The organism is Stutzerimonas stutzeri, from assembly GCF_000952685.1.
Lineage (GTDB): Bacteria > Pseudomonadota > Gammaproteobacteria > Pseudomonadales > Pseudomonadaceae > Stutzerimonas > Stutzerimonas stutzeri_E.
Map to the genome: position 1 here is coordinate 27200 of NZ_JYHV01000017.1, position 20464 is coordinate 47663.

The 20464-nt window shown below is 55.7% G+C and carries 13 protein-coding genes and 1 pseudogene; 1 reads left to right on the forward strand and 13 read right to left on the reverse strand.

The features are described from left to right. Positions 1-7: 7 nt before the first annotated feature. Entirely contained in the window at positions 8-751 is a 744-nt protein-coding gene (locus tag UF78_RS10775; RefSeq protein WP_045162223.1) for an SDR family NAD(P)-dependent oxidoreductase, read from the reverse strand. 138 nt (positions 752-889) lie between these two features. Between UF78_RS10775 and UF78_RS10780 the strand changes: the two genes are divergently transcribed. After that, positions 890-1807 (forward strand): AraC family transcriptional regulator, encoded by a 918-nt coding sequence (locus tag UF78_RS10780; RefSeq protein ID WP_045162233.1) that lies wholly within the window; start codon positions 890-892, stop codon positions 1805-1807. A gap of 106 nt (positions 1808-1913) precedes the next feature. Here the strand turns inward: UF78_RS10780 and avs1c are convergent, their stop codons facing one another. The 12 genes and pseudogenes from avs1c to UF78_RS10840 form a co-directional block, all read right to left on the reverse strand. Continuing rightward, a complete protein-coding gene (gene avs1c / locus UF78_RS10785) occupies positions 1914-2168 on the reverse strand; it encodes an AVAST type 1 anti-phage system protein Avs1c (RefSeq protein ID WP_045162234.1) in 255 nt (84 codons plus the stop codon). 11 nt (positions 2169-2179) lie between these two features. Continuing rightward, positions 2180-7987: an AVAST type 1 anti-phage system protease Avs1b gene (gene avs1b / locus UF78_RS10790; protein ID WP_196298657.1), complete on the reverse strand. Its 5808-nt coding sequence runs from the start codon at positions 7985-7987 to the stop codon at positions 2180-2182. Then, a complete protein-coding gene (avs1a, locus tag UF78_RS10795; RefSeq protein ID WP_045162225.1) occupies positions 7984-9165 on the reverse strand; it encodes an AVAST type 1 anti-phage system MBL fold metallo-hydrolase Avs1a in 1182 nt (393 codons plus the stop codon). The genes avs1b and avs1a overlap by 4 nt, the downstream gene beginning before the upstream one ends. Positions 9166-9368: 203 nt before the next feature. Continuing rightward, positions 9369-9845 (reverse strand): annotated as a pseudogene (locus UF78_RS10800) (tyrosine-type recombinase/integrase); the annotation flags it as partial. Positions 9846-9933: 88 nt separating this feature from the next. Next, positions 9934-10896, reverse strand: a complete 963-nt coding sequence (locus tag UF78_RS10805; protein WP_045162226.1) for an LLM class oxidoreductase — start codon at positions 10894-10896, stop codon at positions 9934-9936. A 250-nt stretch (positions 10897-11146) separates the two neighbouring features. Then, positions 11147-12043 (reverse strand): LysR family transcriptional regulator, encoded by an 897-nt coding sequence (locus tag UF78_RS10810; protein WP_045162227.1) that lies wholly within the window; start codon positions 12041-12043, stop codon positions 11147-11149. Positions 12044-12203: 160 nt separating this feature from the next. Continuing rightward, positions 12204-13196: a zinc-dependent alcohol dehydrogenase family protein gene (locus UF78_RS10815; protein WP_045162228.1), complete on the reverse strand. Its 993-nt coding sequence runs from the start codon at positions 13194-13196 to the stop codon at positions 12204-12206. Between the two features lie 385 nt (positions 13197-13581). Continuing rightward, positions 13582-14373: an MBL fold metallo-hydrolase gene (locus tag UF78_RS10820; RefSeq protein WP_230623620.1), complete on the reverse strand. Its 792-nt coding sequence runs from the start codon at positions 14371-14373 to the stop codon at positions 13582-13584. A 281-nt stretch (positions 14374-14654) separates the two neighbouring features. Then, positions 14655-16088 (reverse strand): UvrD-helicase domain-containing protein, encoded by a 1434-nt coding sequence (locus UF78_RS10825; RefSeq protein WP_045162229.1) that lies wholly within the window; start codon positions 16086-16088, stop codon positions 14655-14657. Continuing rightward, positions 16081-17790 carry an ATP-dependent nuclease gene (locus tag UF78_RS10830; protein ID WP_052679314.1) on the reverse strand — a complete coding sequence of 570 codons (1710 nt, stop codon included), beginning with the start codon at positions 17788-17790 and terminating at the stop codon, positions 16081-16083. The genes UF78_RS10825 and UF78_RS10830 overlap by 8 nt, the downstream gene beginning before the upstream one ends. A gap of 191 nt (positions 17791-17981) precedes the next feature. Then, positions 17982-19070 (reverse strand): hypothetical protein, encoded by a 1089-nt coding sequence (locus UF78_RS10835; RefSeq protein ID WP_045162230.1) that lies wholly within the window; start codon positions 19068-19070, stop codon positions 17982-17984. Between the two features lie 178 nt (positions 19071-19248). Then, complete coding sequence (locus tag UF78_RS10840) at positions 19249-20340, reverse strand: hypothetical protein (protein WP_155397628.1); 1092 nt, start codon at positions 20338-20340, stop codon at positions 19249-19251. Positions 20341-20464 lie beyond the last annotated feature (124 nt).

Sequence of the window (20464 nt, forward strand, 5' to 3'; positions counted from 1 at the left end):
CGATCGTTCAGATGATGTAGCCGCCCGCGACTTCAATGGACTGGGCATTGATCCAAGCGCCCTCTTCCGACAACAGCATGACGATGATCCGAGCCACATCTTCCGGCTCTCCGACTCTGCCCAACGCTGTTTGCGCAGCCAGCATCGCCTCGAATTCGTCATTGAGCCCGCCGCCCAACTCGGTTCGAATCGCTCCAGGGGAAACAGCGTTGGCACGGATACGCCGATCTCCGAACTCCTTGGCCATATAGCGCGTGAGCACTTCCAGTCCACCCTTGAACGCCGCGTAAGGTGCCACTCCAGCCGTGGCCACCCGCGTGGTGGCGCTGGTCAGGTTGACGATGCTGGCGTTTTCTTCCAGCAGTGGCAGCAAGGTCTGCGTCAGGAAGAAAGGGCCCTTGAGATGGACATTGAACAGCCCATCGAACTGCGCCTCGCTGACAGATGCCAACGGGTTGAACAGGCCGTAACCGGCGTTATTCACCAAACCTGCGAGGGTACTCGTACCCCAGGTCTCTTTGAGCGCAGCGAGAACGGCCTCACGGAACGCTTCGAAACTTCCGACATCCGCCACGTCGAGCTTGAGTGCAACGGCCTTGCCGCCCGCTTGTTCGATGCGTCGCACCACCGCCTCTGCGGCATCGGAATTCTGGTTGTAGGTAAGGATGACGCCCATGCCGTGGCGCGCGGCGTGTTCCGCTGCACTGGCACCAATTCCTCGACTGCCTCCGGTAATGACGATAACGCCCATGACGTGCTCCTTCGCTGATTGAATGAGCCTCCACGTTAAGGGACCTCGTCATCGCGGGCGCAGCCGTTCCTACTCTAAACCTGCCTGTTTCTGCTTTTCGCTTGCGCTGCGCCTGTTCTGCAATTCAGCATGGCCAGTATGAACGATCAGCTAACCGAACTCCGCATCCTCGCCGCCAAAGCCGAAAACCGCCGCACGGAGACGGGCATTCCGCGCGTCGCCATGGTCCAGGGCAAAATTCCCGAACATATGCTGGCGGCGGTCTATGACCCGATGATCAACCTGATCCTGCAGGGCAGCAAAACCATGACCGTGGGCGACTCCACGCTGCGGTACGACCCGGCGACCTATTTCGTCATGTCCATCGAGCTGCCCGCGGTGGGCACGGTGCACCCTGCGGCAACAGGCGAACCCTACCTGGCCGTCAGCCTGACACTCGATCCAACCGTGTTATCCACTTTGCTGGCTGACCTGCCTAAACCTGCTGGTCGTCATGAAGGCGACCCGGGTTTCTCGGTAGCCGCCGTCACGCCCGAACTGATGGATGCCTGGGTGCGCATGTTGCGATTGATGGGCAACCCTGATGCCATCGCAGCCCTCGCGCCTGCGTACGAGCGCGAGATTCTGTTCCGCGTGTTGCAAGGCCCCCATGGCTGGATGCTGCGGGAGATCGCAGCACCGGATACCGCCATGGCCCGAGTAAATCTGGCCATTCAATGGATCCGTCGAGAATTTGCCGAGCCCATCAGAGTAGAAAGCCTGGCTCAGAAAGCGGCGATGAGCGTCTCGGCCTTTCACCGCCACTTCAAAGCGGTGACGACATTGAGCCCTTTGCAGTATCAAAAGCGCGTGCGTTTGCTCCAGGCGCGGATGCTCATGGTGGCCAGTGGCAAGAGCGTCACAGCGGCAGCTTTCGAGGTGGGCTATGAAAGCGCGACACAATTTAGCCGGGATTACGCGCGGGTATTTGGCCTTCCTCCTGCCAGGGATGTAGGCAGAATACTCGGAGAATCCAGGACGTCCAGGAGGACGGAAACGGGACCGTTCCATTCCTAAGGACCTACTTGCCAACCGGCCCCCGAAGGGCTGCATCGGCCAGAAGCTGCCATTCATTGCAAGGTGAATACGGTTAAATGCACTAGGACGGCAATGGCTCGCTATATCAGATTTCCTCATCGGCGAAAGGAGGGGAGAAGTTTCGCATCTGGTACGCCATGTTTGCGTGCAAGCGGGCTGATTCATCGATGCTAAGCAAATCGATCCGGCCATTCGGCAGATGCCTTACCTTCAAGAGGCTTTCTGGCCCCCTTAGTCCCTTGGCAAAATGTACTAGCCCCATGCGGAGCTGTTCGGCCGAATAGCCCAATCGCTCTTCGAAATCTGCTCGTGTCACTGGTGTTTCATAGGAATGCATCATGGAATCGCCCTTCACACGTTATTCAGAACTGCCCGCACAACCCCATCGACTCGCAGCGCCCAAGTGATTTTCCAGCCCGGCGGGAGAGTGAGCGCTCCCCGGTGCACTGCGAGCAGCGCCACTTCATATCGACGACTGTGTTCGCTGCTAGAAACGCTGCTGCCATCCCGCCAGTGATACCTGACAGTTGCTGACGGGCTTGCCCCGATGAGCTGAGTGAACTTGGATGTCGGCACAGCCGGACTGAGCGAGCCAAAGTAAGCTACTTCAGGCTGCGCTCTGACACAGATCGCCATCTGTTGATCAGTGGCATCAGGTGGAAGCTCTGTTGATTTGAATCCATAGCGCGAGTGATACGGAGCCTGCCTTGGATCGGGAGGTACTAAAAGTGAGATGAGCTCGACAAATGCTGTTTGGCTCTCCAGTTCCATAAAGCACTGGAGATCCAAAAACACCAGATCATCACAGGACGGCCGATAGTCCTGCTCGTTACCATGCTCCATGGCAGCTACAAGGCCGGCTAGCAACCTGTTACCTCTTTGGGGCGTCGGAATGGTGCTGGGGTTGTAGGTACGGAGCTTCGCCTCGATGGCGAAAAACCTGTCCACAGGCATCGGACGAAAAAGCGCAGCGTTCAGAGCGTAGCGCAGTTTGCCCGCCCAACGATCAGTAGAAAGATGATCGGGCTCGCGAAAGCTCTGCGCGACCTTGACTTCCAATTGCTGTGCCACCTCAACCGAAAGGGGCAAACAGCTTTCGGCTAACACTGACCCAATCTGCAGCCTTGACGTCTCCGTGAGGACACCGAGCTCTGCCAGTTCATGCCAAAGCTCATGGTGTCCTTGCTGGAAGAAATCAGGCACTTCAGTGGGCTGTCCAGAGGTTGGGGCAAGGCTGTCGAGGCACTTGGAGCGCATTGCTAACACAACGGCAGCCGCCTCAGTGCAGCCCTGCTCACTCGCCCGTTGGGCAATGCGCAGGAGGGTGGCAAATCGCGCCACATGACGACATTCTGCTAACACATCAGCGATAACGATGTGCGGTGCTAAGCGCTGCCACAACGAGGTCGCATTGCGGCAGGACAGAACGTCGAGAATGGCTGCAGATATGTCCGCCCGGTTGCGCGGCTCCATAGAGAACGCCAGTTTCACTACGCAGGCAAACCAGGTGTCGTCACTCGAGGCCAACCACAGCAACATCGCCGCGCCACTGTCGCGGCGCTCCCAGGCGGGATGATCAAGCGTCCAGAGCAGCAGTTCAAAAAGCGCTTCCGCGGCATCCATCGCTGAGCTGTCGAGGTAGTTGAACGCAGCAGTCGGCGCGTCCCCTACCATTTGCCCGACATGCTCTACAGCGATGCCAAGTATTGCGGCCTGCTGTGCGGCGTCAATCTTCTTTGCGACCACGTTGATGAGGTGGGAGGCGATCCACCAGCGTTGCGCATGACGCTCTTCCAGTATCAGCGGGCCATAGAGTCGCGCCAACACGTTTCCGTCCTGTATCTCCGCCTCGATTAAGAGCTCAGCCGGAGTACCTGTATGGTTTTTTTCCCAGATGGACCAGCCCCCCGCTTGCAGTTTACGCAGGACGTCAACACACGCGCTGACCGCCGCGGACGAATTACGCCGCTTCAAGAGCGAGCGCGCCGCCTCAATATCTCTTCGGGCCTCCCTATCGACCGACCGTTTGCCAAACACACCAGGGTGATAGAGCATTTCCGTATGCTCATCTGCTTGATCCTGTTGAGTTTCCGGATTGACCGGTTCACTTTCGGTCGTCCTACGGTGAGCTGTGTTAAAGCCATACATGGAGGCAAGTTGCTCAAGGCGGTCCTGTCCGATGCGGTTCTCGGCCTCTTCCAACAAACGGGCAAAGTCAGCTCTGATAGCTGCGGGCAAGGAAGGCACTAACTCTCGCAACAGCAGCCAACCCCACTCGGCATGCATGCTTTGAACAATGACGCGGATTTGCCGCTTCGCCCAGGCCATGCCGTCTGCGTCATCTGCCCGGGCGGTGATGATAAGGGCGTACTCCAAGCCCCACGCTCCCAAATGGCGTTCATCCCCATGCAGGTACACCTCCAGCAGTGCCCAGCGAAGTCGCCAGTCAGTCTCACTCGGCACTTGGCGAAGCAAAGCGAGCAATGCCGCCTGCTCCTCCAGCGCGCCGCCAGGGAAGCGCATGCCAACTAAAGGTGAAACCCGGTCCAGATTGCCGGCTGCAGCTTGTGCCAAGAGCTGAGGCAATGATCCGCAAGACTGGTGCTGGAAATATTGAATGGCGTCAGCGTATAGCGAGCGCCGGCCGAGTTGAGCGATGAAGTTGCCCTTGTCTGCCCGCACATACCGCTGAAACGTCATATCCCCGCTTGCTCGCTCCAAGTAAGCAGCGATCTGAGCCAATGATTTCGTTGCTACAGGCGTATCAACGGGAAGCGATTCGAGCGTGCTGGACATCAGGGATAGTTGGTCTTCCTTGTACCAGCTCGGACCCATAGAAAAACGCAGGGCGAGTTGGTAGGTTCTGAAAGCCTCTTCTGTCGCGCCTAATCGCGCGAGTAGTGGGACAATACGCAGTAGCTCAGGGATGAGCTCATACCTGTTCTCGACATTGGCCCCAACATAGTCTCGCCATCGGATGACCAGGTTGAACAATGCGTCAGCTGCTGCTTCTTCCAGCTCTGCGGTGAGGAATTGCTCAGCAACGACTGCTAATGTCTGGCGAAAGCCTTCATTGTATAGGCCGAACTGTTCGTCAAACGTCTCATCCAGCATCTGCATGAGCCTTCCTGCCTGCAGAGGGAAGCAGTCCAGTATCAGTTTGGCCAAACGCAGGTATAGCCCAGGGATAATGGTTTCTGGAATAGCATAGGCACGCTGCCAGCGGATCCGAGATGCCAGCGGAAAGGCACAGCACGGGAAAATCACGTCAGCCACGAATGACCATACCTGATCGACGGTGGCGTGATCCGCGCCTGCTTTTGCTCTGCGCGCGGCTCCGTCGGCCCACGCGATGGCCGCAGCGATCGAGCGCAGTGGCCCTTCCCAGTTGTGTGGTGCGACCGGTTGGATCACCGGCCGCGGCAGGGTTTCATCGAGGAAGTACCTGGCGCGCAGCTGCTGGTACGACTTATGGAAGCCCTCGATATCCGGATCGGCGCGGTTGGCCTTATAGAATGTCAGCGTCGAGTTAGTCTGCACGATGTCCGCCGCGCACTTTTGTACCAACTGCCGAGTTGCCCCCGTCTCGATCAGGGTATCGACAATGCTGAAATTAAGGTCCTTGGGCATCTGGAGCGCATTGCTGGCCTCCTCCAAGTCTTCCAGCAGCAAGTTGATTTTGTCCTGGGGCAGTCGAACGCCATACAGACGAGAGTTCATCTCGGCGCATTCGAGTATGTGGAGCAGTACACTCTGGATCTGCTCAGGATCTGCATAGGGAAGATTGAGTTGTGCGACGGATCTGTACTGGCCCCTCAGGCAAAGCAACGCGCCGCTCACGGTGCTACTGAGCCGGGATACAACTTCGCTTTGCCTTTCGGCGGAGAACGGGCTTTGAGGGCCGCGCACGATCCCCCGCACTACCGCGCCAAGGAATCCCTCTAATGGCGGCTGCCCATCCGCTGCTACCTCCAAAGCAAATCCGTGCAAGCGCTGTAGCACGGTATCAAGGAGCAGATCGGTTTCGATGCTCCCTTCAGATTCCCATTGTTCAAAAACCTGGTTTAGGGAGAGCTGAACTTTGCTCAAGAGGAGTCTGGCTCGTTCCTGGCTCCCCATACGTGTCAGCGCGTGGGCGACGGTGAAAGCTTCGTGCGGGTTAACAATGAGGCGACCGTTGCGAATGACATGCCGCAGGGCCTCATCGGTTTTGCCGAGCGCTAACAGTGCTAGCGCGACCCGTTCGGCCGATTGTGTAAAAAGGGTGTCGTAGCGAAAGGTCAAGCGTTGCGATAGGAGCAACAAGCGGATTATATCGGTGGCCGTACCGATACGTGTCGCAGCGGCAAGTGTCTTATCGATGTCACCCAGGAGCACATCCGGTTCTGAGCCGAGCATAACGGAGGCGTCCACCCAGGCTTGCTGACAATCCTGTATGGCTCGCAGTTGCGACTGTGCTCCGCCCAGCAGACCGTGATAGACCCTGTTTAGCTGCCCGTAGTCGCCACTTTCCGAGGTGGAACAGAAAGTCGCCAGCCGCTCCTGCAGTAGGTGGTTCACGGCCGAGGTTTTATGCGCAATGAACTCCGAAAAGGATGGATGATAGATCTCAGTGCTACCCGGCTGAGCGAGGAGATGCTGGATCCGGGCTAGCGTGGATACATAGACCGCACTCTCGGCTGGCAGCAGCATGACAGTAAGGTCTGTTGTTGAGATGCCCCAACGGAGCCGAGCAATGATGCCCAGCAGATTGACCGCGTCTTGATCTGGCAGTAATTGCCCCCACAGGGTCTCGTAGTAGTCCTGAATAGAACCACTGAATGCAGGCAATTGAGCGATATCGGCTCCACTAGCACCGCCGTTTACCAAATCCGCTAGATAGCGGAGGTACAGCGGGTGGCCCATGGCTCGCTCACATAGCAGAGCTACCAAGCTTGACGTGGCCACGCTCCGCTCGAGCAATTCGACGCACAATTCGCGCTGACTATCGTGTTCAAGGGCAGGAAGGGTCAGGCGCCCTGCCGCCTGTAGCAGCGGGCCGAAAGCATTGGCATGCGCATCCAAGCCCACGCCGGTAAGCACGATCACAAGCCCACGAGACAAGGCCAATGGCAGCAGGCCTACAAAGCGCTGAAGACTGTCCATGCTTACGCCAACCGCTTCGTTCAAGCCGTCGATAAACAGTACCCCGACCTTGCCGGCAGCAGCGCTTCGGTTGGCCAAGTCCCGGAGTGTCTCATGGGTCTGCTGAATAAGTTCAGGGTATGACAGCTCACGCAACCTGGCCGGCTTACCGCTCACTTGCATCGACCACAATGAGTTGAGCCAGTCAAAGAACACTTCCGGCTGAGTCTGATGCGCAGGCGTGATCCCTCGGCCACGCTCCGACAGCGCATACACCCCCAATACTTCGAGTGGGTGGGTTTGAGGTGCAAACTGCCTGCAGTAGGTCGACTTGCCAATACCGTGCGCACCTTCTAGCAAGAGGTATCCACCGTTCACGCTCGTCAGACGGCTTTCAAACAGCTCGTCAAATTCCGGCCGTGCACCATGCGGCGCGCTTTGCTCAGTTTCGACAGGCTTTTCAGGAAGCACGCCATTGGCCTCTAGGAACGGTCTCAACTTGTCAATACTCAGCGCCGCGAGCGAGGTATCGACATTCAACCGCAGCATGCCTCGGCAAACGCGGCCGACCATCAAGGCCGCTCCTGAGAGACCGTGGTAATCAAAGAGATGGGTTCCTGGCGCGACAGAGAGATCAAGGTCCACACCGTGGATCAAGTCGCTAAGCACTTGCTGGACTTCGCCGTTGAGGGAATGTCCGAGATCCAGCTTGCTCGCCGGATAGCCAAACGCATGCCAATTCTCGCCCGCTCGGGGAAGTCTGGAATCTATCGCTATAGGGTCAACGTCCAAGGAGGCGGGAAGGCGAAGCAGGCATACGTCGAGAGCGTCGTCCTGCGCCTCAAGAACCACCGTAAGCTCAGTTGCTGAGGCTCCTGCACCGAAGCGGGCTGTGAGGGTGCCACCCTCCACAGCAGTGGTCTTGACGCAATGAAGCGCCGTCAGCACGAGCGTGGGCGCGATGAGCCAGCCTGTTCCTGCATCGCCGGCGCCGCTAATCATGCATGTGGCTTGTTTGACTGCTTCATCCGTCACGGCTGGGCCTCTCCCAGTTGAATCCACTCACCTTCTATCACGTGCACGCTGAAGTGCGCGCCGGACTTCGATGAGTAAGTGCGCAACCTTCGCGAGGCTGCCGTTTCGTAGTTGAAATAGATCTTGCGCACGAAGGTTGCGGGCCGGTCGACAATGGCGGCCAAAACTGCAAAATCCGGGTGGCCATGCCGCTTGCCATTAGTGGAAATCAGAAAGCAGGGGGCGTCTACCAGCGCTAGCAGCTCCACACTGGTGTTGTGATAACTGCCGTGATGGGAGACTTTGATGGCATCAAACAGCTGTACCCCTGTGTCTGCCTGCCGTCGCTTCAGTTCATGAACCATGTCTTCAGCCCAGGCGTCGCCTAATAAGAGAACGCTTGCCTGCCCTGCCGTAAGCAAAAGCGCAATGGAACTGCCATTGGCAATTCGCGTGTCGGCTGTATACACCTCGACCAGTGGGAGATCCTTGTTTGCAGCAATTGGTTGAACGCTGAGAGAAACTGGCTGTTGATCCGCATGGGCACACCACATCTCGTAGGCATCATCCACAAGATCGCTACTCTGCCCCGTGCCTCGATAGCCCAGTTTCTGCATTTCCCGAGTCCATAGGGTTCGAAGGCTTTCCAACCGCTCGACGCTAGGGCCAAGTACATCAAGCTGTACCTCGTTCGGCAATTCGAGTGGGGCACAGTGTCTGTCTATGCAGCGGGATCCGTCACCAAAATTCCAGTGGTAGCCTTGGCCCCTAATTAGCTTGGCTAGCGAGCTGCCCTGGCCGGCACTAATTGGGTCGGCTGCCCGCTCGGCAGTCATTGGGTAGCCACGTCGCTTAATAGCTTCGAGCACCCGTGTATCTTCGCTCACGCCAGGCCCGGTAGGCGGGCAGGGCAAAGAGCGCAGGCTGTTATGCCAGACGGCGTCGACTTCGATGCCTCGGTTTCCAGCCCCACCATTTGCCGAAAAGAATTTAAGAAGCCCACTGATATGATCTGCGTCGATATGAGTACACACCACCAAGCTGAGGCGCTCGCCCCTACGTGACAGTTCAGCTAAATCCTGGGCGATGTAGCCGGTGTAAGTGCTCGCATACCCTGCATCAATCAACAAGTGATTTCCGTTGGCATTGATCAGGAACGCATCGCCGTTGTTCGCCGGATACATCTTCAGTTTCAGCATGCCGCGCAACACTCATGTGGTCATCAGTTTCGCAGTTTATGCGTGGAGGCTTCCTTGGTTAAGTATTCGCGCCGCGCAGCTGCGTAGCTGGCTTAAGGAGGGCTCATGCCCGTCGTAATTCGACTAGTACTGGATCGAAGAGAATGCCTGCTTTTGGCCGGTTAGCGACGGCCTCTCCTCGACCGTCGCGATGCATTGCATGGTCAAACTTCGGTCTGTTCCGCCATCTCCAAAGCGTCATCGACCTCGATCCCGAGGTATCGAACGGTGCTCTCCAGCTTCGTATGGCCTAGCAGTAGTTGAACCGCCCGCAGGTTCTTCGTCCTGCGATAGATAAGTGATGCCTTCGTACGTCTCATTGTGTGAGTGCCATACATGGCCGGATCAAGGCCAATGGCTTGCACCCAGCCTTTTACGATACGAGCGTATTGACGAGTGGATAGATGGTCTGAGGTATGCAGCCGGCTCGGAAAAAGGCAGCCCTCGCTACGGAGCTGAGCTTGATGTATCCAGGCGGCGAGAGCAGACCGTGTTTGCTCTGTGGTCTCGAACTGCACTGGCCGGTGCGTTTTCTGCTGCATCACCATGGCTCGTGATGACACATGCTTGCCATGGGCAACATCGCGCACACGGAGCTTGGTTAAGTCGCAGGCTCGAAGCTTGCTGTCGATGGCCAGATCCTCCACGTGTGGAAGGACAAGGATGGCTAGCCAGAGCAGTGGTCGCTAACCGGCCCAAAGCGGGCACGCATCAAGTCTTCATATTCCTTCAGGCAAAGAGTGGAAGCACATACTCCGCCAGCTCTTGAATACTTTCTTTCACTGAGCGGTGCGACACCCTCATATTCAAAGCAATGTGCGACACACCCTGGTCACGCTGTCGCTGCCAGAGACTGATGAGCGCATTTCGCCCCCCGCGCAGTCCTCGTCCCCAGCGAATAGGGGTATTGGGGTCTTTGTCCAGCTCGAAGAAGGTTCCATAACCGTAGGGTTTGAACGCCTCTGGCCCACATGCAGACTGCCAGAGGCTAATCAATGAAGGTAATTGCTCAAGGTTGCTCTGGTGCCAGATCCAGCCATCCATATGCTCTGCCAACCAAGTTAGTTCCTGGCCACAACGCCCTACCGCCAACATCGGTAGCCGTGCATGAAATGCCTTAGGAACCAGATCTAGGGTTCCGTCCAACCTACCGTAGTGACTCGACTTGTGAATGGGAAATGACCCGTTCGAGACAGCACGGATCACAGCATATGCATCACGAAAGCGAGATTCTCGATTGTCGAAGTCGGCTCCAAAAGCTGGGTACTCCGAGGGGCGATCTCCTGTCGAAACTCCCAGCAGGAATCGCCCTTGGGAAAGCTGATCGACTGACAGCGCCTGCTTGGCCACGGCAATAGGATCTCGTAGCGGGAGGATCACTCCGGCTGTGCCGATCGCAATACGACGAGTTGCCGCAGCAAGCCATGTCGCATACACCATCGAGTCGTATATCTGGGCTACATCCCCAAAAGCCGGGTCGCGCAGCGGTACGTCACGTAGCCAAAGAGCAGCGAAACCCAGATCGTCAGCAAGCGCAGCTAGCTCGGTATGTTCTGCCATGGTCGGAGTATCGCTCAGGGGATAGCCCTCTAATGGCGCCAACAGGCCGAACGTCAATTTTCCTGGGACAAAAACTTTGGCAAAAACACTGTCAACCAGCCCATGCGGGGGCACTCTTTTCTCCGACATCATCGCTCTCTCAGGTGTTAAGCCAGTTGGCCAAGCGGGCTGCTTGACTGGTTCGCTGGTTCACGAACCTCATCGCGAGGGCTCTGGCAAATGGGCAAGCTCATCGAGTAAGGCACGCACACTGCGGCATCTGCCCAGTACAACGACTGGCGTCATATTCAGTTGTAGAGAGAACGGTACGCGTCGACGAAGGCGGGATACATTCACTAACGAGTTATGGACTGTTATTCGAGCCAATACCAATTGATCCGCTCTAACGCCTTTTCTCTTGGAAAAGCGCGCTCACCCACTCGACAAATACCCGCACATTGGGTGAGAGATGACGTCGTTCTGGGAACAATACGGAAACGGCCTTCGGCTCGACTGGAACATCTGGCAGAACCTCCACCAGGCGTCCACTATCGATGTATCGCTGCAACGCTGGGCGCAGCCCCTGCACCATCCCAATCCCTGCCAACGCGCAGTAAAGCAACGCCTCGGCATTATCGACGACAATGCCGCTGCGCATCTTCACACTGATAGTTTTACCGTTGCCCCTGAACCGCCAAGGCATGATCTGGCGACGCTGCTCAACCATGAAGTTGACCGCCAAATGCGCCTGCAAATCATCCAGCGAGCCTGGTAAACCATACTTCTTTACGTAGGAAGGGGCCGCGCAGGTCACCAGAGCAACCTCGCCGATACGCTTGGCAACCAGGCTCGAATCATCCAGGTCGCCTAGCCGCACAGAGCAATCGATGCCACCCGCGATGAGGTCGTTCAGGTTGTCGGAGGCGCCCAGAGATATTTCCAGGCCGGGGTAGCGCTCCATGAACTCGGGCAGTCGTGGGATGACTATGGCGTGACCGAGTACGGTCTGCATGTCTATCCTGAGTTTTCCTCGCGGCGGACGAGTCGGCGAGAACCAGTCTAGAGTGTCTGCAAGGTCGGAGAGTAACTTCAGGCTGCGTTCATAGAACTCATCGCCGGCGGGTGTGGTGTTTACTCTGCGTGTGGTGCGGTGCAGCAGCTGCACGCCCAGTTCGTGCTCAAGATTTTGAATAAGCTTTGATAGTGCCGGCCGATGCACATTGAGCGCCTCGGCAGCTTTGGTGTAGCTACCATGCTCAACCACTGCCACGAACATTTGCATGGCTTCAATCAGGTTCATCGCCATCCTCTACCTACCTGCACGGGCCAGAAATACTCTGCAAAGAGGATGATAGCGAAGCTGGGCTACCTCTCTCAGGCATCAGAAAAGGAAAATGCCATCGCTGCTCCCGAGCAGCGATGGCATACAGCAGCCAAATTAACTGCCGCAGGGGGGCTACTCAGTCAACCACGACGACAATCTTGCCGATCTGCGCGTTCGACTCCATTCGGCGATGTGCTGCCGCGATGTCCTTGAGTGAGAAGACTTGGTCGATGACAGGCTTGAGCTGACCACTTGCCAAGCCTTTGGTGACGAATGCCTTGGCATTGGCCAGTTTCTGCATATCCGTGGTGATTTCAAAAAGCTCATAACCGCGCACGGTCAGATGTTTGCCGAGAATATCGAAAACCGGAACTGGAATATCGCGATGATCCAGAGCGCCGTACTGAAAGAAGATTCCGGTGCTGGCCATGGACTTGATCAGCTTGGTCGCTTCGGGGCCACCAACGGGATCGAAAACAATACGAGCACCCTTGCCCTCGGTGATCGCTGCCACCTCGGCAATCAGATCCTCTTCCTGAGTAGCGATAACATATTTTGCCCCAGCGTCCAGCAATGCCTGACGTTTAGCACTTGTGCGGGTAAGGGCCACCGGGATGGCGCCCTGCATGTTGGCGATCTGGATCGCAGCCAGGCCGACACTGCTCGACGCAGCCGGGATGAGCACCGTTTCGCCAGCCTGTAGATTGCCGTACTCAACCAGTGCGCCATATGCAGTGACAAACATCATCCAGCTGGCCGCTGCCTCCACGAAGCTGAGGTTGGACGGATGCTTGACGACAGCATGCGCAGGCGCATTGACCACCTCACCATACATGCCGTAATCAGCGAAGGAAAACGCCGGCACGACGCTTACTATGTCACCGGGAACAACGTCGCTGACGTCACTGCCAACCGCGCGAACAATCCCGGCCGCTTCATAGCCAAGCTTCGCCGGGAACTGGGGATCGATCACGTACTGCCCAGTGCGGTACATGATTTCAGCACGGTTCAGGCCGATGGCTTTTACTTCGATCTGAACCTCGCCGCTTTTCGGCGATGGTACGGCGACCTCATCGAGAGTCAGAACATCAGCGTCACCGGTACGGTGAAAATGGACAACCTTGGGCATGGCACACCTCATTAACGGCAAGAGACAGCGGTTACTTCTGGAAAGTTGTGCAGATGCTACTGAGCCTCTTGCCTGCAATAGAGCACTGATCGGTTCATAGATTGGTACTCAAGCAGAACCAATCTCCGGCTGATGGGCAAATGAAAAAGACCACGGACGAGCCGTGGTCTTTTTCACTTCGCTGGCGCTATTTAGCGTTCAGAGTTAACAGGGTTTCGGTACTCAACAGGCACCCAGCTGTAGCCCTTTTCTTCTTTACGCAGATGTCCAATGCCAGGAAAGGGCAAGTGCGCCGCTGCCACGGACCAACGCTCACTGGCAGCCTCAGCGAAAAGCCGGGTGCGAGATGCAACGGCCGCTTTAGGATCAACATCAACCGCGATGGTCACCTCTGGATGCGGTAATTGCACAGAATGCACGTGCACAATGTCACCCCAAAGCAGCAGCTTTTCGCCCCCCGAACTGAGCAGGTAAGACGTGTGGCCGGGGGTATGACCATTTGACGGCACGACCTGAATGCCAGAGGTGATGGAGTCACCTTCATTGAAGGTTCTGATTTGCCTACATCTGAGTACGGTGCAATTGCATCACGCGCCATCTTGAAGAACGGTCGCTGGTCTTCAGGCAGTGAGCCCTCCTGCTTCACGTCGAGCCAGTAATTCGCATCTCGGTCTGCGGCCCAGACGGTTGCATTAGTAAAGGCTCGTTTGCCGCCTGGTAGGGTCACGCCGCAGGCATGGTCAGGGTGCAGGTGCGTTAGCAGCACTGCATCAACCTCTTCAGGCGTATAACCGGCAGCACGGATGTTGTCGACCATCCGCCCCATGGTAGGGCCGAAGCAATCAGACGAGCCCGAGTCGATTAGCACCAGCTGCGTACCGTCATCGATAAGAAAGGCATTGACCGCCGTCTGTACGAACGGAGCCGCCTTTTGATACTCATGCAGGATGTGCTCCTGGATCTTCTCATGCGGCATGCCCGCGAGGTGCTTCGGATCCAGATCGATATAGCCGTCGTAAACGGCAGTAACCACGGTGTTGCCAACCATATGCCGGTAAAAGCCGGCTGCCTGCTGGTACAGGTCGGTCGGAGCTGCGAGTGCAGCCTGCGATGCGACAGCCATAACCCCGATTACGCCGAGCATCTTAAGACGCTGCGGTAGATTTAGTGCACCCATGACAAACTCCACAATCAGGCACCATTGCCTAGTGCGAAATCGTATGAGCGCACAAAGCGCAGACCCATAGCGTCAATGGAACCAGATTGGTAATTAAAGCCGATACATTCGACCTAGTGAAGGCTATGAGAGAGGTATCACATTGGGGATGGCTGCTTTTGGCCGGGAGTCGCCTGTCTCATCAGGCAGGAGTCGGCCAAAAGCGGACCGATTTGCTCAAGTCTGAAAAGGGGCTCACAGGAGCCTCGGAGGTCCCTGCCCTATGGGTCTATAGCATCAGATCACTTTGCTGGAATGTATCTACCCGTACCGATGATGGTGAGCGACTTCGAGCCACGTGTCATCGCGACATACAAATGCTTAGCGTCAAGCGAGTCTGCATCAAGGATGACGGCATGGTCGTATTCCAGGCCTTTGACCAGCAGCGTTGTCCCAATGAGCTTCCTGTGGCTGAGAGGCCGCCCCGTATGCCTCATTTCGCGCTGGTACAGGTTTGCGGCCTCTGCAAGAGTTGCTCCTTCTCCATCTACGTGTAGCTTCAGCACGTTGAGTAAGCGATACAGGAGGTCACGGCGATAGGGCGATGTTTCTGGATTTGACTTCAACGCCAGAAAAAACGACTTGAGGTGGCTGCTGGATGGGTTATTGAGGTAGTCATTCGCTGCATGCAGGACTAGGGGGTACTTTGTGCTTTTACTAAGTTTCGCCACCTGGCCTCTCTGGGTTCCGGCAGTCAAAGCCTTGGTCACGCCAGTAAAACACTTCTTCGCAAAATCCAAAGCGAGAAGAAATCCCGCTTGGGCAGTCATCGCGACTCCGAGCTTCTTGATGAATAAGTGAAGGTCTTTGCCTTCAACTTCCTCGATAGAAGAAAATCGACCTGCCATGCTTCGGGCCAAAAGGTGGGTCTTACTCTTGGACTTGGGATCTCCACCGTGCAGAGCAATCACGCTCTCGTTGTGCCCTAGCTGGCCGCAGAGCGATGAATACTGTTTGGCCTCCAGAAACGCGGGGGCGGTTGCAACTCGAATCACGCTGCGTGGCAGCCCACCAACTAGATCAAATTTCTGCCCCTGCTCAATCTTCTTCCGCGCCTCGTTCAGCCAGGCGCCCAGCTCATGTGCTTCAGCCTGTTTCCAACGCCAAGGGGTATCTAGCTCGCCCAGGCAGTCGAAAGTGGGATACACGCTTGCGTTCCAGTCCACAGGCTTACCATCCTCAAAATCAAAGATGGCCTGCAGGGGATCGCCCAGGATCCGGCAGGGAAAGACATCTGCCAAGGCGCAGACCAGCGAGTGCTGTGAATCGGAGCAGTCCTGGTACTCATCTACATAGACTCCCTTGTAAGTGGCCGATACGACGTGGCGAATGAACTGCTTCTTCAGCAATCCCGAGCAGCTTTCATAGAGCTTGCTCCACTGCTTGCTGGCCGGATTTTCAGTCGCCCAACCGGAGCTTTTGGGGTAGGCCAAACAAAGGCGCAGCGCCCAGCTTGCAATCGTATCCACCTGATATTTGGAGGCAGGAACACCAAGTAACATCATCTTGGTTTTTATCGAGTTCACGCCCGCAAAGGTGTGAGTCAAGATCAGTTGCCGGCCGCCAGCGGCCCGCACTGCCAACGCAATGAGGTGCGTCTTGCCGTATCCAGCAGGTGCGATAACGTACCCTCGGTTTGGGCAGTTGCTGAGTTTGGTTGCTAGCTCCTCAGACATGTTCTGCCCATGCCCAAAGCTTGCCGAGCTCAAGTGCAAGGTTCTTTTGGGCGAAATCAGCGTCGAGGAAGGCTTGGCTTACCGCCTTAAACCATAAGTCACCCCTGGTGGTGTCCTTGAACCAGCAGGACTTCTTCGCCGCAAAACCTATGGCTGTACGCAGCTCAGGACGATCTATCCAAGTGCCAGTGTCCTTGTCTAAATCACCTGCAAGGAGCCTAGAGCGCACATGGTCGTACACAGGGAAGCTCAGCTCGTCTTGAGCGAGTTTTAAACTAGCTAGCACGCTTGGCCACGGAAGATCCTGAAAGGCCCTCTCCTCAAGTGAAAGCTTGTCGCTCCACATCAGAACTGGGATGTTCAGAGCCGCTAGCTCTTTCTCATCCTTTGGAGAGAACTGATCTTCGGCGTCACCATCAGCGAGCACCGTCACGTCATAGCCAAGCGATTTGAAGGCTTTTGCAAGTGCCTTTACTTTGCTGCCTCCCTTTGCATCTAGCAGCGCAACACCGTGGAAGGAAAACGGATCCTTCTTGCTCGCCATCTGGAAGTCGTCAAAACCCCTCAGGAAGCCGACCTCTGTTGCGCCTTCGCAAACCACTACCTTCTTTGCCAGAAATGCTTCGGTGCTTGATCGAATCTTCCCTTGAACCTCGTGATCCTCAAGGCCTTCTTTGGCAGCGGAAACGATCTGAACCACGCCGTCGGAATTGTGAACTACATGAAGCTCATTCACGGTGAGTTCGCGCAGCACGGCTGGAGAGTGGGTCGTGAGGAAGTACTGCCCTCGTTCGTCATCTCTCACGTGCTTGATGAGGCGGGTGATCCGGTGTGGCTCGAGGCCAAACTCCACCTCATCAAACAAGGTGATGTGGCCTTCTTCTAACCCCACAGTTTGAATGCCACACAGCAGCATCCGGCGAGATCCAAGGCCCAACTGACGTAGCGGCATGTCGCCGTCGTGCAGCGACAGCCCGCCCACTTTCAGATTTATGGAGCTCAGATCAAGGTGAGCTTTGTAGGAATCCACCACAGGTACGCCGAGCAGCTTGGCCATCTCTTGTGATTTCGCCGCCGCGGCATCGAAGTTCACAAGATTGGCATCACGATCAGTGTCCAGCGATGTCCTGGCGTTTCTGGAGACATTCGCGAGCAGCTCATTCAAGCTCTGTGCTTCCGTGATCTTGGCCAGCGCTGTTCCATTCGCCCAGGACAGTTGCTTCTCACTGTACGCACCGATAAGGCCCACACTGACTTTGTTTCTGTCAGCTTGCTTGAACGGTGTCCCCTCGGGGTTGCGATCACAGACCACGATCCACTTCGGCTCCAGATCCTTTTCGACCGTGAGCCGTACGGTCAAAACATTCTCCAAATGGTCGTCCGGCTCGTCCGTGAGAGTTCGAGCAGCTGCGTCCCAGCCGCGGAGGTAGGGGCCGTACTTGTGTAGCGAGCAGAACTCTTCAGCCAGTTTGCCAATCGTGACTTCTATGGCGATGGTCTTCTCGACCTTGCATTGATAGAAGTCTGAATCGCTGAGCGTGAGATTCCATTGGGGATAGAACGTAAATCGGATTGCCTCCAGGATCGTCGACTTGGAGGAGTCGCCCTTCCCTATGAGACAGAAGATGTCGGATTCAGGAAGGGCCCAGTCAAGCTCTTTCACCCCACGAAAGTTCTTGATCGTAATTTTTCTGATTTTCACCGAGCAACGTTCTCCATAACTTCGTATATGAAACTGGGGGCTCTGCTCATGTCACAGTCGCCACAGCTCGTCCTTGGTGGTGCTATATGCCTTTTTACCCTCTAACCGCAGCATAAGACACCCGACCTTGAAAGGAGCAATGTCAGTCCGGCAGCGGTTAGGCAAGACCATGTTCTGAAGGCTTGGGGTAGTCAGCTAATGGTGACAAGGCGAAGGATGCGGTCGACCGGGCGGTACTCCAGGGCCACAACTACACGTTCCGGGTGGCCGTCAACTCGCGGGAACTCAAGCAGGATGTTGAATTTGCTGAGCTGATGGGTCGGTTGGCTCACCCACTCGAGGTTGTACAGGTAGTTCATCCGCAGGTTGCTTCGGATTGCGGTCTCAAGCTCGGCCTTGGTCAGTTCTGCCAAGCCGGCCTTTTGCAGTTTTCCTAGCTTCGTGGTCTGAAGGTACTTCTCGAACTTGGCATCCTCAATGAGGACCGTGAACTCTGCCAGCGGTGCTACAGCAGACGACATGGCCCTTACCGCGATCTCCAGGTCGTCGTCGGTGACATCGAGCAGCAGGCGTTCAGGCTTGTACGAGAGGAATGTGCAGAAGTAGATCGACTGAATGCTCCTGAGTCGGAAACCTTGTTTCACGTAGTCATGCTGGTGGAGGTTGAAATCCTGCGTGTTCGGTCGATCATCTTCGTGCCCCATGATGACTGTGCCGCCATGCTTGATCACATAATTCATCAGGTTCAGCGAGGTGAAGGTTTTGGCTGCGCTTGAGTAAGTGCACGGCAAGTAGCCTACGTAGGCAGGAAGCTGCTGGAGTTTGGAGTCGACGCCAGAAATAGCACCTTCGGACAGGTTGTTCACGTACAAGACGAAGCACGTATCGGGCAGACGAAAACTCGTGCTGACTACTGCGGGATCCAGCAGCTTGCGCGCAAGCCGATCGCCCGAGCCGAAAAGCTCTCCACCCAGGATGCTGTGGGTCGTTTGGGCATCCAGCGCGCTAAATAGCGCTTCGGCGCACTCCACTCCAGGCACGAAGCTCCGGGCACAAAGATCCGTATCGAAAAGGAACGCCGCCTCGTGCTTTGTTGGTTGCGGGGTCAGGGCTGTCCTGAGCGAGGCGTAGTCGATCCCCTTGGCTTTAAGGATACCGACGCACTCGCCATGAAAATTCTGTATTTCAGCAAAGGTACGTGCATCGCTGAGGGAAAAGCACTCACGCATTACAGGGAGCAGAATGTTGCCGCGAGCGTTCAGGGTATGAATTGAGGGCATGTCCTAGTACCTACAGCGCGAGTGCGTAAGCATACGCGTTCAGGTATCCCCTTCCGGAAGCTTTCTCCCGTTACAAAAAGGCAGCTATTGGCCGCTTTCGGCCTGTGGTAATCGGCTGAAAAACGACCCGAAGCGGCAGTAGGGATCGGCGATACGCCAGAGAGCAACTCAGATGGCCCTACGAAACCCTAGATGATTCCTGTTTGTAAATTTGAGTAGCTAGCTTCTCTACGGCTAGAGTCGCACCCCTCTTTTCGTTACCGCTATTAATTACCAATATTTCACCGGAAACTAACTGTTCTGGAGTTTCTACGCCGTCGCTATCAATCAGCAATTGAACCAACGGCTTGGTGCCAACCCTGTGTTGCAAATTCTCTTGCAGCTCAGCCTCTAGACGTTTCCCACGTCGGAAAATAACGATCGCGCAGTTTGTGAACAGACTAGCCTCGCGACGTTTAAGTGCTCCTTCCATTGCGGTTCCGCTACCGCAGCCAATCCCTTTGGCTCTAAGAGCGCTTTGGATTAGCTCCACAAAACGCATTGATGAGTCGGACTGATCCAAAAGAATAATGTCGCACTTGCTATCAGACCAAACTTGAAGCTCATACGCTCCGGGAGTCAAATCATCACTTGATGAGCAGGCTTTGACAAACTCTTTGCCGAGATCACTTAGCTGCACACCATCTATGAAACCTTTAGATGTTAGGCTGACGACCGCGAGGTGCTCAATGCTGCCAGGGACATAGCCCGTTAAAATAGACTCGGCTGTGACCGAACCTGGTCCTTGCTTAGGAATTATTGCGTATTTTGAAACCACATATAGCTTTCTTAAAAAGTCTAAGTGATCCCAAGCAATATCTTTCAGAGCAAGAATATTATGCCGCCTAAGCTCAGGTTTTATTTTTCCTAATGCGATGGTCCGGGTAAGCAGTGCGTAAGGTATTGTTTTCTCGTCTTCAATATCCGATAGACATGCGTGCATCAGCGCATGAAAATTAGCCTCTTCTAGCTCACCGTCTAAAATATCTTCTTCAGACACTTCATCGCGGTAAAGAAGATGTTGATGGAATTCTAAAATTCGCCGGTCGTCTCTAGCATGTACATAGTCCCGAACTTTTCCCACTCCGGTTTTTGAAAACTCATACAACGTGTCAGCGATTGGAGAGCCTGCCGAGGCAATATGCACGCCAACTTTGGCAGCGAGGTCGGCGATCCTTAGTACCGTAGCAGTATTTGGGTGCCTTGATATGCCAATCAGTTTTTTTGTCATCCTTGCCATCTTCAATGCTTTCTAGTGGGTAAACCGAGGCTAGACCATCTGATTCTGACCAGATAATCAATGCGTAGGCGGAACCTGTAGGTTCGATCTTGCCGCAAAACTAATGGATAGCTTG